The sequence below is a fragment of the Reella acinonychis genome, from assembly GCF_052384575.1.
Classification (GTDB): Bacteria; Pseudomonadota; Gammaproteobacteria; order Enterobacterales; family Pasteurellaceae; genus JBQSUQ01.
Window position 1 is genome coordinate 53,408 of the sequence record NZ_JBQSUQ010000001.1, and the last position, 16,435, is coordinate 69,842.

Below are 16,435 nucleotides of genomic sequence, written 5' to 3' on the forward strand. Positions count from 1 at the left end.
GTTAAATACTCGCAATCACATTCAAAATCCGTTTGTCGGAAATGGGGTATTTTGTGCCCAGTTGTTGGGCGAATAAACTCACTCGTAATTCCTCGATCATATAAGGAATTTCTTTCACCTCATCAGAGTGCGGTTTGGATTTAGGCAGTTTTGCCAGTAGCTGTTGATAGGCTTGGCTCACTTGTTCCACTCGCAACATCGCCGCCCGATCACGATTGACATCTTGTAACAATTTATCAAGACGTTTATCAATGGCGGTGAGATAACGTTGCACATCATTTAAGCGGGCATAACCTGTTTTTTGCACAAAGCCGGGATAAATCAAACCACTCAATTGCACTTTAATATCAGACAGGGCAAATGCCATGGTGAAATCCATTTTGCCTTTTAAGCGTTTGTTTAACTCGTAAGTTAAGGTCAAAATCTGTTCCACTTGTTTGGCAATGTCCACCGTGGTTTCATTGAGGTTTTCACGAATAAAATCACGCAGTTTATCGAAATCCGATTCGTTCCAAACCAATCCACCAAAATCGCCGATCAGTTTATCCACCGCACAAGCGATACAGTCATCAATCAGTTCTAACACTCGCCCAAATGGGGTGAAATACAAACCGAGTTTTGATTTATTCGGGAGCTTTTCGTGCAGATATTTAATGGGGGAAGGCACATTCAGTAACAATAAACGGCGTAAACCTTGTTGCATTGCCACTTGTTGCTCAAATTCCGTTTCAAACAGTTTAATGCCAACGGCATCTTCTTCATCCACAATGGCAGGAAAGGCTTTAACGGTGAATCCACGTTTTTTCTGTTCATAACATTGTGGCAACTGATCAAAGTTCCAAAGGTGAATGCCACTTTGTTCTATGCCGTCGTCTGCCACCGCCGCAATACTTTCTTGCACCTGATCTTTAAGTTGGAATTTCAGACTGTCTAAATCCATAGATTCCGCTATTTTTTTGCCTTTATCATCAATCACTCGGAAAGTCATTTTTAAATGGCTGGGTAACTGATCCAATTGCCAACTTTCAGGCTCAACGCTGACGCCTGTCATACGGCGAAGTTCATAAATCAGGCTTTCTAATAGCGGTTTTTCAAAGGGTTTTGCTCGTCCTAAAAACGCCTCAGCATAATTGGGGGCGGGCACGAAATTTCGGCGTAACGATTTGGGTAAAGATTTAATCAAGGCAATAATTAATTCTTTGCGTAAACCTGGAATTTGCCAATCAAAGCCTGTCATCTCCACTTGATTCAATAAGGGCAAGGGAATATGCACGGTAACGCCATCGGCTTCCGTTCCCGGCTCAAATTGATAGGTGAGTTTGAATTTTAAATTGCCTTGATGCCAGAAATTCGGGAAATCCAGTTCGCTGACTTGCTCTGCATTGTCTTTGGTTAAAAAGGCTTTTTCAAAATTGAGCAATTCAGGATCTTGTTGACTGGCTTTTTTCCACCAGCTATCAAAATGTCGTTGAGACACCACTTCCGTGCCAATTCGTTGATCGTAAAAATCAAATAAGGTGCGTTCATCCACCAAAATATCACGGCGGCGACTTTTATGTTCTAAATCTTCGATCTCTTTGATTAACTTGCGATTTTGGTGAAAAAACGAATGCTTCGTGAACCAATCCCCTTCCACTAACGCCGATTGAATAAAAATTTCACGGCTAATTTGCGGATCGATAGATCCATAATTCACAGGGCGATTTGCCACAATGGGCACACCATAGAGGCTGACTTTTTCATCCGCCATCACTGCCCCTTTGGATTTTGACCAACGAGGTTCCGCATAAGATTTTTTGACTAAATGGGTTGCCAGTGGCTCAATCCATTCTGCCTCAATATCTGCCAGCATTCGTCCCCAAAGCTTGGAGGTTTCCACCAATTCTGCCGCCATCACCCATTTTGGCTGCTTTTTAAACAGAACAGAATTCGGGAAAATAGCAAAATGGGCATTGCGTGCACCTAAATATTGGCTCTTTTCAGCTTCTTTCATCCCAATGTGAGACAGCAAACCGCTTAAAAGTGCGGTATGAATTTGTGCATATTCCGCAGGTTGTGAATTAATCGGTAAGCCCATTTCTCGCACAGTTAAACGAATTTGATGATAAATATCTTGCCATTCACGAATACGTAAATAATTCAGATAATCCTTTTGGCATAAACGGCGAAATTGGTTTTTCGATAAGTCTTTTTGTTGTGTTTGGATAAATTGCCATAAATTAACAAAGGCTAAGAAATCGGATTTTTTATCAGCAAAACGGCGATGTTTATCATCGGCGGATTGTTGTTTTTCTTGCGGTCGTTCACGAGGATCTTGAATGGATAACGCCGACACAATAATCATCACTTCGTGCAAGCAATTATATTTTACGGCGGTCAGCAACATTTTGGCTAAACGAGGATCCACTGGCAATTGTGCCAATTGTCTGCCCGTTTGGGTTAATTGCCGTTTTTCACCGAATTTGGTTTTAACAAACTGGAACGCCTCTAATTCTTCTAACAGTTTGATACCGTCTTGAATGTTGCGTTTATCGGGTGCATCCACAAAGGGAAAAGCATCAATGTCATCTAAGCCCAGTGCGGTCATCTGTAAAATAACGGAGGCAAGATTGGTTCGCAAAATTTCAGGATCGGTAAATTCAGGGCGGTTATTGAAATCCTCTTCTGAATACAGGCGGATACAAATCCCTTCGCTCACCCGACCACAACGCCCTTTCCGCTGATTAGCTGAGGCTTGTGAAATAGGTTCAATGGGCAAACGTTGTACTTTTGTGCGATAACTATAACGAGAAATTCTGGCTGTACCCGGATCAATCACATATTTAATCCCCGGAACAGTTAAAGAGGTTTCTGCTACGTTGGTGGCAAGCACAATACGGTTTAAACCTGAAGGATGAAAAATTTTATTCTGTTCTTGTGCAGACAAACGGGCAAAGAGCGGTAAAATTTCCGTGTGTTTTAAATCTTGTTTTTGTAATGCCTCGGCGGTATCACGAATTTCACGCTCACCATTCAGAAAGATCAAAATATCGCCACGCCCTTCCGCCTGCAATTCATCTACCGCATTTAAAATACCTTGCAATTGGTCTTGATCTTCTTCGATAATTGGGCGATAACGCACTTCAACAGGATAGGTTCTGCCTGACACTTCAATAATCGGGGCGTTGTTAAAATGCTTGGAAAAACGTTCCACATCAATGGTAGCAGAGGTAATGATCACCTTTAAGTCAGGGCGTTTTGGCAACAACTGTTTGAGGTAACCGAGAATAAAATCATTGTTTAAACTGCGTTCGTGGGCTTCATCAATAATTAAGGTATCGTATTGATTCAGGAAAGGATCGTGCTGAATTTCCGCCAATAAAATCCCATCTGTCATTAATTTAACAAGGGTATTTTCACTGATTTGATCGTTAAAACGCACTTTATAGCCCACCAAATCGCCCAGTTCCGTTTTCAGCTCTTCCGCAATTCGTGTGGCAACGGAACGTGCGGCAATGCGGCGAGGTTGGGTATGTCCAATAAAGCCTTTCGTGCCTAAGCCTAATTCCAAGCACATCTTGGGCAATTGGGTGGTTTTTCCTGATCCCGTTTCCCCAGCAATTACCACTACTTGATGTTGTGAAATCAAGGCTTGAATTTCTGCTTTGCGTTGGCTCACAGGTAAATTTTCTGGAAATTCAATATTTTTCACCGCACTTTTGCGTTGAGTTAAACGTAATTGTGCTTGCTGGATTTGAATTGAAATTTCATCAATAATTTGTTGCTTTACTTCTTCATTCCTAACCTGAGTTAACCCTTTAATACGCGCAAATAAACGACGCTGATCGATCAACATCATATCTGTTAATTGATTTAGTAAGGATTTCTGCTGTTCTGTAAAAACAATTTTCTTTTTCTTCATAATCTGCATAGCTGAACTAAAAGGACGCCAATGCGCCCTTTATATCATTTACTTTCCACCAATCAATAAGGATAAAATGCCCCCAGCAATTAAAGGACCAACGGGAATTCCGCCTAAAAACGCAACACCAGCAATGGTACCAATTAACAATCCTGTCAGTAGCAAAGGCTGTGTTCCCATTAAATTGACACCTCGACCTCCTAACCAAGCCACTAAAATGCCAACCGCTACGGCTAACCACATTTTCCAATGTAATAGTGCAGCAAAATTGGGTAAAGGAATTTTACCCGATACAATAGGGCTTAAGACGCCAATAGTAAGAATAATAATACCAATACTTAAACCATATTTTTCAGTAAAAGGGATATATCTGGATAAAAAAGTTTGCTGCATTAACAGCAAGATGGTAGCAGAAATGGTAATGGAGCTATTATTGCCCAGCACGCCAAGCAAAATCAGCATAACTAATAATAATGCAATTGAATTAAAATGAAGCGACATAATTTTCCTAAAAGTGCGGTGGAAAAAAGAAAAGTTTTGCGAATTATAGCAAATTTATTATTTGAATGATCTTATTTATTTTGCACGCGTCGATAAAGATCTTTGCTATATAACACGCCTGTTGGATTTTTCAGACTATATCCTGCCAACAAGGGTTGAATATTCATTGCATGGGTATATTGGAAAAGCGGCAACACCACTTTTTCTTGTTGCATAATATCAATCACTTTTTGATAAATTTCCGCACGTTTTTGTTCGGAAGCTGTTAGACTTTCCAATAACAATTGATCCACATCTGAATGGCTAAAACCCATTTTATTGTCAGGATTGGTTGAATGTAACAAATTCAAAAATGCTGAAAGTTCATTATAATCCGCACACCAACCAGAGCGAATCAACTGAAAATCACCCGTTGCGCGTTTCTCCAATAACTCGGTATAGGTCACAGCCTCTGGCACAATACGTAATAAATCCGATTGAGACCAGGCGCGAATCAAACGCTCTGCAATCACATTATGAGGAAAACTATTATCATAGGTTAAACGCAAGCTAATGGGTTGTTTTATTTCTGCAAGCTGCAAAAGTCGCTCAATTTCTTGCGGTTGGAATTCCTGTTCCTGTTTAGGCTGCATATGCAACGGTAAAAAATTCAAGCCATTAGACAACACATTTGCTTTTTTCAGCACCATGCCTTTGGTGTAAATCATCGAAACTAACGCTTTTCGCACCGCACTTTTGGCTAGCAAAGGATCCTTAAAATTGAACTCATAAAAGTAGGTACAGAGTTTCGGAAAATAACGAGTGATCGTTTCTTGTTGCTTTGGCTTTTCCACAATATCAAACTGCTGAAGATCTTGTTCACCGCTTATTTTTCGATAAATAACTTGATTAAAATAACCTTTACTTGTATTCCAATAATGCGGATTTTTTTCTAATCGAATTTCCTGTTCATTTTCTGATATTAAACGATAGGCACCGTTGTAAACATGAGGTTGCTCGTTTTGCGGTAATAAAACCAAATGGGCGAGCATTTGTGGTAAATAAGGCGTTGGTTTATCCAATATGATTTTAATATGCTGCGGATCTAAGGCTTGAATACCTAAATGCTCAACTGATAATTCGCCTTGCAATACCGCACTCGCGTTTTGCATATTCATATAGCTTAAATATTGCTTTTGCGGATGATCTGATTGTGCTAAACGTTGCCAACTTGCCACAATATCCTGTGCTGAAAATACCTCACCATTTGACCACTTTAACCCTTCACGCAAAGTAAAAATCCATGTTTTTTGATCTGTTGTGGTCCAAGATTCAGCAATGCCAGGTTTAATATTACCCAGTTGATCGTAAATCACTACTCCTTCGAATAAATCTCGCATTAATGCAGCTTGTTCAGGCTGTTTTATTTGTTGGATTTCAGTGGCAAGATCTAAATAACTGCCTCGTAATAAAGTATCGACGGGCAATACTTCTGACAACGTTGGCTTCTGTTCAACGGAATTGGCAGGAACTTGTGGTTTTATCTGATCTACAGGCTCACAGGCGGTTAGTAAAACAAATAAAAAACTAACCGCACTTAAACGCAGAAAAGAAAGAAAAACCTTAACACCAATCATCTTATTACCCCAATGAATATCATCCACCAAAACTTAATTTGAAGGATATTCCTCTATAATAACGGGTAATTCTAAGGTTTTGCCTAAGCGAGAAATCAATACTTTCACTTTCGTATGTGGCGGCATATTACTAATCACAGGCATAATCTGAGCAGGAGAAGTTGCTTCAATATCATTAAATTTCAACATAATATCGCCCGCTTGAATCCCTGCCTTATCCGCCGGGCCATTTGGTACGACATTTTCAATCAAAATCCCACTGCGGTTGTAAGCACCCTGTCCATCGCTAAATAAAATATTACTTTGTACGCCAAAATAACCACGAATTACTCGTCCATCACGAATGATTTTTTGCATAACATCATTGGCAATTTCAATTGGAATCGCAAAACTCAATCCTTCAGCAATTTCATTGGCGTCTTTACCAATACTCAAGGTACTAATGCCGACTAATTCCCCTAATGAATTAATTAATGCGCCACCGGAGTTACCTCGATTGATGGAAGCATCAGTTTGGATAAAATTCTGTCTACCAACGGTTTCACCAATGGCATTACGTCCTGTGGCACTAATAATGCCTTGAGATACGCTTTGCCCTAGATTATAAGGATTGCCAATAGCTAAAGCGATGTCACCTACATGCACTTGGCGTTCAGCATTTTGAGGGATGGTTGCTAAATTATCCGCGCGGATTTTTAATACCGCTAAATCTGTTAAATCATCAGATCCAATTAAATTAGCCTCAAAAATTCGCCCATCTTGTAAAGCAACAATAATTTGATCCGCACTTTGCACCACATGCTTATTGGTTAAGATATAACCATCTTTTGACATAATAACCCCTGAACCAAGGTTATTAGTGGTAACATCGCCCGCATCCAAATTCGAATTACTAATAAAGGTTTGGTTATACACATTAACCACCGCTGGCGATGCAATACGTACCGCGTCTTTAAAAGACATCACCTCACTAGTTAATTTTAAGGCAGAGCCACCGGTAAATTTAGGAATAACAAATAAAATCAACCCTGCGCAAACTAATCCTATAAAGGCTGATTGTAATAATTTCTTAATCATAACCACTCCTAAGCTTGTTTAGGCGAATAAATCATTTTGACATCTTCGCCGATTTGCTCAATAGATTGTAACTGCCATTGGGGTGCTTTGGCTAATTGCGTAAGATGAGGTAATTTACATAATCCTCTTGCCTGATCGCCCAATAATTTTGGCGCCATATACAAGATTAACTCATTGACCGCATGCTGCTCAATCAATGCACCTGCCAATGTTGCCCCTGCTTCAACCCAAAGCGTATTAATTTGACGCTGACCTAATTCTTCCATCAATTCTAAAAGTGCGGTCTGTTTTTCACGACTTTTTAAAGTAATTTGTTGGCAAAACTCAGGAAAATTAGCAAGATCACGCGTTTTATTGCTGACCAGCCAAATTGGTGAAGATAAATGAAACAGCTGCAAATCTGGGGTAAGTTTATGCTCAAAATCTAAAATGATGCGTATTGGCTGGCGTAAATTTTCAAAATGATATTGTTGCTGAATTGATGTTGGTAGCTGCTCCCAACGTACATTTAAGCTTGGATTATCCGCTAAAACAGTAGCACTGGTCGATAAAATCGCCGACGCTTGCGCTCGTAATTGTTGCACATCGGCACGAGAATCAGCGCCCGTAATCCATTTGCTTTCACCGCTTGCCATTGCAGTACGCCCATCTAAACTCATACCTAATTTGAGTTGCACAAAGGGCTTGTTATGCCTCATTCGATACAGAAACCCTTTATTTATTGCTTCGGCTTTTTCTTGCAATAATCCCACCGCAGTTTCAATGCCTGCTTGCTGTAACATTTGCAAACCTTGTCCAGCCACAAGAGGATTGGGATCAGACATCGCTGCAATCACTTTGCTCACACCTGCATCAATTAAACCTTTGGCACAAGGCGGTGTTCTACCATAATGGGAACAAGGCTCAAGGGTAACATAAGCGGTAGCGCCTTTTGCCTTTTCCCCTGCATCGCACAACGCCATGACTTCTGCATGTGGTTGACCTGCTTTAAAATGAAACCCTTTTCCCACCACCTGATCAGCTTTTACTAACACACAGCCCACAACTGGATTAGGCGTTGTTGTAAAACGCCCTTGCAACGCTAAATCAAGCGCCATTTGCATATAATATTCATCCTGTGGGCTAAATTTCATCATAGCAAATCCTTTAATTTATCAATTTCTTTTGAAAATTCATTGATATCTTCAAAACTCAGATAAACGGAAGCGAAACGAATATAAGCGACTTTATGCAAGGCTTTCAATTCATCTAAGACCAGATTCCCCACGAATTTACTTGTTACTTCTCGCTCACCTGTTGCCTGCAATTGATGGGTAATGCGACTAATTGCCTCTTCAATTTGGTCTTCACTTACGGGCAATTTCCCTACTGCTTGTTCAATACTTCGACGCAATTTACTGTCATTAAAAGGTTCTCTTGAACCATCACTTTTTATCACTCGAGGCACAATTAATTCTGCCATTTCAAATGTAGTAAAACGTTCGTGACATTCAATACATTCACGACGACGTCTAACTTGAAATCCCTCTGCGACCAATCGGCTATCAACAACTTTGGTTTCTTCCGCAGAGCAAAAAGGACAATGCATAATAATTACCTTAATCAGAAAAGTGAGGAAAAACAGTCTAACAAAAATTTATTCAATTGACGATCAATTCTCAGCGCATTGCATTACAAATGAATCTGAAAAAATACCGCCCAAATAGGCAATGACATGCTGAGTAATAATAAAATCACGAGTTCAAAATAGGCTAATTTTTGCTTTTTAATAATATGCAGCGCAATGAAGAACATTAAAATCAAATGCAGAACAAAATATAAAATCACTGCAAATTCATTGCTTAAATGATCAAGTTGTTGGCTTAGAACTAACAAAACAAAAATCACATTTAGCAACAGCACAACTGCCATAGCAAAAGGTAATAAAGCAATAAAATTTTGCAAACGACTACGCGAAATCACTAAAGCAAAATTCGCCAACACAACACCAATAAATAGCTGACTGATTGGATTATAAATCAACAAGGAAAAATCATGAGAAGGCATTATAGTGATATAGCTTATTATTCCCACGACACCAAGCAACGCACTAAACTGCAATAATTTTGACCGCAGTTTTTCATTGTCAAAGGGTTGTTTTGCTGCAATTAAACACATAGCTAAACCGCATAAATAACTAAACAGCATTGAAATAGAAAATTGTTCTGCTGCAATATTTATTACCAACCAAACTAGCCAAAATACAGTAAAAAAATGATGAGAAAACAGCAAACGTCCACGTTGCCCTGGGCAAATATCGCCTTTCACAAATACCAAACAACATAATAATTGCGCGATCAATAGCGCAACAGCAAAAGCAGAAACTGCATGTGGTTGTAGAAACGAGATATAACTATCTGTTAATAACAATAAAAGAATTGGTAACAAGGAAAAAAGCGCGGTCTGTTTTAATGAAGTTTTCTCTGACATAAACGAAATAAAAAAATAAGCCCCAAAAATTGGGCTTATTATGCAAGATTTAGCCTAGATTTGCATTAGAAATCTCTATCAGGCACTTTATAGAGCTTATTTTTCAACGTATAAAATTTGATTTACTGGCAGTTAGAATAATGCCAATACCGTCATCAATTTGACGGTATTTTTTATCTTTCGTTAAAAATTGTCAAACGATACCGCCAAAAATACCGTCAAAAAAATGAACTACCTAGAAAAATAAAGAAAAGCTTAGAAAAAAATAAAGCCTTGAAATACAAGGCTTTATAGTTAATTTGAAATTATTAGAAATAAGCTGAAACAGCTAATTTTTATTCCCACTCAATAGTCGCTGGTGGTTTACCTGAAACATCGTACACCACGCGGGAGATGCCGTTCACTTCGTTGATGATACGGTTGGAAATTTTGCCGAGTAACTCGTATGGCAAGTGTGCCCAATGTGCCGTCATAAAGTCGATGGTTTCCACTGCACGAAGGCTTACTACCCAGTCGTATTTACGTCCGTCGCCCATTACGCCTACGGATTTTACTGGTAGGAACACAGTAAACGCTTGGCTGACTTTGTAGTACCAACCTGAGTTGTAGAGTTCTTCGATGAAAATCGCATCGGCTTTACGCAGTAAATAGCAGTATTCTTTTTTGATTTCGCCTAACACACGCACGCCTAAGCCTGGACCAGGGAATGGGTGGCGGTTGAGCATTTCTGCTGGCAAGCCAAGAGCCAAACCGATTTTACGCACTTCGTCTTTAAATAACTCACGCAATGGCTCGACAAGTCCAAGTTTCATATAATCAGGCAAGCCACCTACGTTGTGGTGCGATTTAATCACGTGGGCTTTGCCCGTTTTGCTGGCGGCAGACTCGATCACATCTGGGTAAATCGTGCCTTGTGCTAACCATTTCACTGATGTGAGTTTTTTCGATTCATCATCGAATACATCCACGAACACTTTACCGATGGTTTTACGCTTCGCTTCAGGCTCGTCAATGCCTTTAAGTGCGTCTAAGAAACGATCTTCTGCATTCACACGAATGATGTTCAAGCCGAATTTATCGCCGAACATTTCCATTACTTGATCGCCTTCATTTAAACGCAATAAGCCGTTGTCCACGAACACGCAGTGTAAATTTTTGCCGATGGCACGGTGTAATAAAAGTGCGGTTACCGATGAATCCACGCCGCCTGATAAGCCTAAAATCACTTCATCATCGCCTACTTGCTCTTTAATGCGAGCCACTGCGTCTTCAATGATGTTTTCCGCAGTCCAGTTGGTTTCGCAGCCACAAATGCCGACTACGAAGTTTTTCAATAATTCTAAACCGCTTTTGGTGTGAGTGACTTCTGGGTGGAATTGCACGCCATAGAAACGACGGCTTTCGTCTGACATTGCAGCGATTGGGCAAGTTGGAGTGACACCAGTGATGGTAAAGTGCGGTGGTAATTGGGTGACTTTATCGCCGTGGCTCATCCAAACGTCAAGTTTCGGGGCATCGCAACGGGTCAAATCATCGTTAAGTTTTGCAAATAGTGCGTCTGCGGCTTTTAAATCCACGCTTGCATAGCCGAATTCACGATGGTCAGAGGTTTCGGTTAAACCACCCAACTGCATTGCCATTGTTTGCATTCCGTAGCAAATGCCAAGCACAGGCACGCCTGCGTTGAACACATATTCAGGGGCACGCGGGCTGTTTTCTTCGGTGGTGCTTTCAGGACCACCCGAAAGAATGATCCCCGTTGGATTGAACTCACGAATTTGTTCTTCCGTCACGTCCCAAGCCCAAAGCTCACAATACACGCCAATTTCACGCACACGACGGGCGATAAGTTGAGTATATTGCGAACCGAAGTCCAAAATTAAAATTTTATGATTGTGAATGTTTTTCATTGGTTACCTTATTTATTTTCAGGAATTTCTTTGATCATATATTTAACAATGTCTTTTTCAGTATCTGTTGATATTACGATAAATTGATAAGTTTTATTATTTTTAGCTGAAAACTTATAACTTTTTCCTATATCTATATTTTTACTTACACTTTCGCCATTTTCAAATGTAAAGGTAAAATAACCATAATTATTATAAGGGTACTCTAATAAATAAATAACACCTAAAAAATCATCTATCACAGGTTCACGTTTTTTCAGTTCTTTTATTTCGTTTTCAACAAATTTACTTTCTTTGGAGTTAGCACTTTCTTTTATCCCCAATTTCGATTTTAATTGTGAATTTTCAAGCTGCAACGCTTTTACTTGTGTTTCAAGTGCCGATATTTCGGCATAACGCATATTGACATAGTCTGCTTTACTATCGCTTGTACGAGTAGCGAGTGTCCAAGTTGCACCAATCAAAGTCGTGATGGAAATTGCAGAATAGGTAAGAACTTGTTTCCACGACAAATTTTGGATAAATTCTAACTCAGCAAATTTTTTCATTTTAGTTTCCTTTTGGTCTGAAGAATTTTTACTATTATAACTGTTTAATATGATTTAAGTCATTGTACAAATTTTAATTTATGTACAAAACCGAAATTTTAAAATTTATATTCCGTTCAACGTTTAGTGACAAATTTCTCTAAAATTTTGACCCGTTGCTATTTCAGTTTTTTCTTATCCGCTAACATCTTCTTCGCCGATAACTCGCTCACCACTTTCTTGCCTGTTTTACTTTCCAACTCTTGCAACGCCACTTTGGCAACATTGCCACCTTGTTGGGCGACTTGTTGATTTTCTTCAAAAGTTTGGGGATCAACGGCTTGGGAAATATCTTTGGCGGACGCTTCGGCTAACATATTTAAAATTAGCTCGGTATTGGTCATATTATCTCGTAAGTTTTCCTTTTTTAAGCCTTTGAATTGCTTATATTCTTTAGTGGTTTTGCCACTCCAAGCCTTAGTAATAATATCAGTCAGCACCGCAAATTGTTGCCCTTCTTGCACGCCTGTGCGTTTCCATTCGTCTGTCAATTCTTTGCGAATTTCAATGCTTTTCAGCCGTTGGTTGATCCAATTTTCTGAATAGCCTAAACGTAAATAATCCTGCATTGCTCGGTTAATGGTCAGTTCAGGATCTTGGTATTCATCAATCCGCTCACTGCCGACTTGTGCCAACCACTGCTTAAATGGCTCCGCTTTCGGCGACGGAATAGATTGAATTAAGCGTAAAAGTTGTGGCACGTCTGCCACATCGGTCATTCGCATTTTTCCGTCACGGGCAAGCATTTTCAACCCGTGACAATTTGTCACGGTTTCATTGCCTTCAACTTTTAAACGCTGTTTCAATTTTCGCCAATAGGCTTGTGGATCAAGACTTTCCGTCAAAATCTCAACCACATCAACAATGGAAAAATACCACTTTTCCTGTTCTTCGTCCCAAACGGAACGCACTTCTTTTTGTTCAAATAATTGGATACTCATTATTGGTTCCTTTCACAGATGAAGACATCGGAAAATTTGCAAATTTTTCTAATTTTTGGACCCGTTGTTAAACCATTCCACATAATCAAATTGGTCGTAATAACGTTTGCCAAATAAGCCTGTGTTTTCAAAGAGATCGCCGACCATTCCTAGCTCAGAAAAGCCTGAAATTTTCACCGCACTTTTGAGTTCTGGGTAGTCTTTATAAGTGAAGACCACTTTATTGGCAAAAGGTAAGCGGTCGAATTCGACTAAGTCTTCGTAAGTGCAGCCATCGCGGTCTGTCATTAGGATAAACAGATTATCCAAATTCATACGAGCGGTACGTTCTTGCCATTTTTTTGCAGCCTCTTGCTCGCTGTGGTAGTGCATAAAATGGATGGTTAAATCAGCGAGTTTTCCAACAGGATAGCCTTTCTCCGTTTCGATAAATTCAAGGGGTTGATTGCGATAAAAATCCATCTTGCTTAAATAACGAATAAAATCTTTTGGCGTTAAATACAAATTCACAAAAGGGGAATCAAAACGTAACTGTAAATCGTGCAACATAAATGCCCCAGTGCAATTACTGGAAATCACTGTCGGGCTAGTATTTTTTATTCTTTTTCGATTTTCCGCATTGATAAATTGGCGAAAATAGCGATTAATTCGGTTGCTGATACGTTTTAATAACATCTTATTCCTTGTTAGTTAATTGTTTAATAATGGCTAATATCTCTAGCATATCTTTTCCCATATAATCGGCAAGAGATTGGTCGATTTCCATTCGGGTTTCTTCATAGCCAATACAAGTCATTCCCGCTTTTTTCGCTGCAACCATTCCAAAATAAGAATCTTCAATAGCAACCGAGTATTCAGGCAACACGCCTAATTGTTGCATTGTATATTGATAAATTTCAGGATGGGGTTTGCTTTGGGCAAATAAATCACCAGTTACAATTAAATCGAAGTCATTAATAATGCCACATTGAGTCAATATATTTTGAATATGTGGTAATGGCGACGATGACGCCACTGCTAACTTAATATGATGTTGTTTGGCAAATTGAATAATCTGCTTAATATCTTGGCGGAAAATCGTTAAATAATCCATTCCATCAAAAATGCTATGAAAAAAAGCATTGTAGCGTTCAGCCAATTCTTCTTGCGATAAACGAGAACCACTAATTGTTTTAATAATTTTAGCAATATCTTTTAAAGCTTTGCCAACCACTTGAAGATATTCTTGTTTCGTAATTTCATCGGGACGTTCTTTGACTGCTTGAATAAAATCTTTTTGCAAAGCAAATTCGACATATTCAGTATCGACAATCACACCGTCCATATCAAAAATAATGGCTTGAAGCATTTTCGTTTCCTAAAAATTACAAAGTGGCTTTGCACCCACCATATTGATGTAAGTTAAATTGACTGAATGGGGCTCGATTTTTTTATCCAAAAAGGTTTGGGTTGCTTGTAATGATGAGCCATTCAGTTGGGTAATTTTAAATTGGGCAAACGGCTTTTTTTGGTTATCTAATAAGGTAAAAGCGTTGTTGCCGATTTTGCTTAAATGCACTGTTTCGGTGCTGTTTAGGCGATAGTGTTCGCTGTCTTCGCAGCTGTAATCGTAAATTTTTACGCTACCGTTTCGTTGAAATTGGATAACTCGATAAGCATCATCAACGGGTTGCATTGCCCAGTAGCCTTTATAAACTTTTGAATTTAAATCACTTTCCGAAAATTTGTGAGAACCACCGCAAGCTGCGAGAAAAAGTGCGGTGCAAAAAACTAAACTTTTTTTCATAAATTAAAAATAAAAAACTTCCCCCACAAATGTAGGGGAAGAAAGTCGCTTGAATTAGCTCATACGATAGTTTGGTGCTTCTTTGGTGATGGTCACGTCGTGAACGTGGCTCTCTTTAATACCTGCACCGCTAATGCGTACGAATTGTGATTTGGTACGAAGTTCTTCGATGGTCGCACAGCCAGTTAAGCCCATACAAGAACGTAATCCACCCATTTGTTGATGGATGATTTCTTTTAGATAGCCTTTGTATGGAATACGACCTTCAATGCCTTCTGGTACGAGTTTGTCTGCTGCGTTATCGGATTGGAAATAACGGTCGCTTGAGCCTTTGCTCATTGCCCCTAGCGAACCCATACCACGATAAGATTTGAACGCTCTGCCTTGGTAAAGTTCGATTTCGCCCGGTGCTTCTTCTGTACCTGCGAACATTGAGCCAACCATTACACAACTTGCCCCTGCGGCAATCGCTTTGGCGATGTCGCCTGAATAGCGGATACCACCGTCAGCAATCACTGGAATGCCACGTTCTTTTAATGCAGCTGCTGCGTCTGCAATCGCAGTAATTTGTGGTACACCCACGCCTGTTACGATACGAGTGGTACAGATTGAACCTGGACCGATCCCCACTTTCACCGCACTTGCCCCTGCGTCCGCTAAAGCAATCGCCCCTTCAGCAGTCGCAATGTTACCCGCTACGATTGGTAAGTTTGGATATTTCGCACGTGTTTCACGTACACGTTGTAGCACGCCTTCTGAATGACCGTGTGATGAGTCGATCAATAAAATATCCACACCCGCTTTCACAAGAGCTTCAATACGTTCTTCGTTGCCCGGACCCGCACCCACCGCAGCACCTACGCGTAAACGACCAAATTCATCTTTACACGCGTTTGGTTTGCTTTCGGCTTTTTGGTAGTCTTTTAAGGTGATCATCCCTTTTAATTTTTCTTGATCGTCCACGATCAAGATTTTTTCAATACGGTGAACGTGCATTAAATTGAAGATTTCTTCACGTGTTGCGGTTTCTTTCGCTGTGACTAATTTCGCTTTTGGCGTCATAAAATCCGCCACTGTTTTGGTTAAATCAGACACGAAACGGGTATCACGGCCTGTGATAATACCAACTAGTTCGCCTTTTTCATCAACGACTGGGAAACTTGCAAAGCTGTTTTTTTCCACCACTTTAGCTAATTCCGCAAGGGTTAAACTTGGTAGAACGGTGATTGGCTCAGATACCACACCGCTTTCAAATTTTTTCACCTTACGCACGCGATCCGCTTGGCGTTCAATCGACATATTTTTATGGATAAAACCAATGCCGCCTTCTTGGGCAAGGGAAATCGCAAGTTTGGTTTCAGTTACTGTATCCATCGCTGCCGAAAGCAGTGGGATATTTAGACGAATTTCTTTGGTAAGTTGAGTAGAAAGGTTGGCAGTATTAGGTAATACCGTTGAGTGTGCTGGAACTAATAGAACGTCGTCAAAAGTTAAAGCTTCTTGTTTGATGCGTAACATTGCAATATTCTCTCTTATTAATATGTTGTAAAATATTGCGGCGAGATTATACAGGTTTCATTAAGTTTTGTGAATGATTTTTTGTGAAAAAACGCTCATTAATTTATCATTCATTTTTTATCAAGGACA

The 16,435-nt window shown here is 39.8% G+C and carries 14 protein-coding genes; all 14 read right to left on the reverse strand.

Features of this window, described 5'->3' with window-relative positions; all coding sequences use genetic code 11:
• Window position 1: 1 nt before the first annotated feature.
• Window positions 2–3,901 (reverse strand): ATP-dependent RNA helicase HrpA, encoded by a 3,900-nt coding sequence (gene hrpA, locus ACT2CV_RS00250; protein ID WP_464973913.1) that lies wholly within the window; start codon window positions 3,899–3,901, stop codon window positions 2–4.
• A gap of 48 nt (window positions 3,902–3,949) precedes the next feature.
• Window positions 3,950–4,402, reverse strand: a complete 453-nt coding sequence (locus tag ACT2CV_RS00255) for a DUF441 domain-containing protein (RefSeq protein ID WP_464973912.1) — start codon at window positions 4,400–4,402, stop codon at window positions 3,950–3,952.
• 71 nt (window positions 4,403–4,473) lie between these two features.
• Complete coding sequence (locus ACT2CV_RS00260; RefSeq protein ID WP_464973911.1) at window positions 4,474–6,018, reverse strand: peptide ABC transporter substrate-binding protein; 1,545 nt, start codon at window positions 6,016–6,018, stop codon at window positions 4,474–4,476.
• A gap of 33 nt (window positions 6,019–6,051) precedes the next feature.
• Window positions 6,052–7,095 (reverse strand): outer membrane-stress sensor serine endopeptidase DegS, encoded by a 1,044-nt coding sequence (gene degS, locus ACT2CV_RS00265; protein ID WP_464973910.1) that lies wholly within the window; start codon window positions 7,093–7,095, stop codon window positions 6,052–6,054.
• A gap of 8 nt (window positions 7,096–7,103) precedes the next feature.
• Window positions 7,104–8,231 (reverse strand): bifunctional diaminohydroxyphosphoribosylaminopyrimidine deaminase/5-amino-6-(5-phosphoribosylamino)uracil reductase RibD, encoded by a 1,128-nt coding sequence (gene ribD, locus ACT2CV_RS00270; protein WP_464973909.1) that lies wholly within the window; start codon window positions 8,229–8,231, stop codon window positions 7,104–7,106.
• On the reverse strand, window positions 8,228–8,683 hold the full coding sequence (gene nrdR / locus ACT2CV_RS00275; protein WP_464973908.1) for a transcriptional regulator NrdR: 456 nt from the start codon (window positions 8,681–8,683) through the stop codon (window positions 8,228–8,230). The genes ribD and nrdR overlap by 4 nt, the downstream gene beginning before the upstream one ends.
• Window positions 8,684–8,766: 83 nt before the next feature.
• The gene (locus ACT2CV_RS00280) at window positions 8,767–9,564 is read right to left on the reverse strand and encodes a hypothetical protein (RefSeq protein ID WP_464973907.1); all 798 of its coding nucleotides are present in this window, start codon (window positions 9,562–9,564) and stop codon (window positions 8,767–8,769) included.
• A gap of 335 nt (window positions 9,565–9,899) precedes the next feature.
• Window positions 9,900–11,474, reverse strand: a complete 1,575-nt coding sequence (guaA, locus tag ACT2CV_RS00285; RefSeq protein WP_464973906.1) for a glutamine-hydrolyzing GMP synthase — start codon at window positions 11,472–11,474, stop codon at window positions 9,900–9,902.
• 8 nt (window positions 11,475–11,482) lie between these two features.
• The gene (locus tag ACT2CV_RS00290; RefSeq protein ID WP_464973905.1) at window positions 11,483–12,022 is read right to left on the reverse strand and encodes a hypothetical protein; all 540 of its coding nucleotides are present in this window, start codon (window positions 12,020–12,022) and stop codon (window positions 11,483–11,485) included.
• Between the two features lie 158 nt (window positions 12,023–12,180).
• Window positions 12,181–13,002: a BRO-N domain-containing protein gene (locus tag ACT2CV_RS00295; RefSeq protein ID WP_464973904.1), complete on the reverse strand. Its 822-nt coding sequence runs from the start codon at window positions 13,000–13,002 to the stop codon at window positions 12,181–12,183.
• A 48-nt stretch (window positions 13,003–13,050) separates the two neighbouring features.
• On the reverse strand, window positions 13,051–13,677 hold the full coding sequence (locus ACT2CV_RS00300) for a DUF1919 domain-containing protein (RefSeq protein ID WP_464973903.1): 627 nt from the start codon (window positions 13,675–13,677) through the stop codon (window positions 13,051–13,053).
• Window position 13,678: 1 nt separating this feature from the next.
• Window positions 13,679–14,350 (reverse strand): HAD family hydrolase, encoded by a 672-nt coding sequence (locus tag ACT2CV_RS00305; protein ID WP_464973902.1) that lies wholly within the window; start codon window positions 14,348–14,350, stop codon window positions 13,679–13,681.
• Window positions 14,351–14,359: 9 nt separating this feature from the next.
• Window positions 14,360–14,788, reverse strand: coding sequence for a hypothetical protein (locus ACT2CV_RS00310; RefSeq protein WP_464973901.1), 429 nt, complete (start codon window positions 14,786–14,788; stop codon window positions 14,360–14,362).
• Between the two features lie 54 nt (window positions 14,789–14,842).
• A complete protein-coding gene (gene guaB / locus ACT2CV_RS00315) occupies window positions 14,843–16,306 on the reverse strand; it encodes an IMP dehydrogenase (RefSeq protein WP_464973900.1) in 1,464 nt (487 codons plus the stop codon).
• Window positions 16,307–16,435 lie beyond the last annotated feature (129 nt).

Bases quoted from the DNA above. Each gene is read 5' to 3' on its own strand.
- degS (WP_464973910.1), bottom strand. From the start codon at position 7,095: ATGATTAAGAAATTATTACAATCAGCCTTTATAGGATTAGTTTGCGCA.
- ACT2CV_RS00290 (WP_464973905.1), bottom strand. From the start codon at position 12,022: ATGAAAAAATTTGCTGAGTTAGAATTTATCCAAAATTTGTCGTGGAAA.
- nrdR (WP_464973908.1), bottom strand. From the start codon at position 8,683: ATGCATTGTCCTTTTTGCTCTGCGGAAGAAACCAAAGTTGTTGATAGC.
- ACT2CV_RS00305 (WP_464973902.1), bottom strand. From the start codon at position 14,350: ATGCTTCAAGCCATTATTTTTGATATGGACGGTGTGATTGTCGATACT.
- ACT2CV_RS00300 (WP_464973903.1), bottom strand. From the start codon at position 13,677: ATGTTATTAAAACGTATCAGCAACCGAATTAATCGCTATTTTCGCCAA.
- ribD (WP_464973909.1), bottom strand. From the start codon at position 8,231: ATGATGAAATTTAGCCCACAGGATGAATATTATATGCAAATGGCGCTT.
- guaB (WP_464973900.1), bottom strand. From the start codon at position 16,306: ATGTTACGCATCAAACAAGAAGCTTTAACTTTTGACGACGTTCTATTA.
- ACT2CV_RS00260 (WP_464973911.1), bottom strand. From the start codon at position 6,018: ATGATTGGTGTTAAGGTTTTTCTTTCTTTTCTGCGTTTAAGTGCGGTT.
- guaA (WP_464973906.1), bottom strand. From the start codon at position 11,474: ATGAAAAACATTCACAATCATAAAATTTTAATTTTGGACTTCGGTTCG.
- hrpA (WP_464973913.1), bottom strand. From the start codon at position 3,901: ATGAAGAAAAAGAAAATTGTTTTTACAGAACAGCAGAAATCCTTACTA.
- ACT2CV_RS00310 (WP_464973901.1), bottom strand. From the start codon at position 14,788: ATGAAAAAAAGTTTAGTTTTTTGCACCGCACTTTTTCTCGCAGCTTGC.
- ACT2CV_RS00280 (WP_464973907.1), bottom strand. From the start codon at position 9,564: ATGTCAGAGAAAACTTCATTAAAACAGACCGCGCTTTTTTCCTTGTTA.
- ACT2CV_RS00295 (WP_464973904.1), bottom strand. From the start codon at position 13,002: ATGAGTATCCAATTATTTGAACAAAAAGAAGTGCGTTCCGTTTGGGAC.
- ACT2CV_RS00255 (WP_464973912.1), bottom strand. From the start codon at position 4,402: ATGTCGCTTCATTTTAATTCAATTGCATTATTATTAGTTATGCTGATT.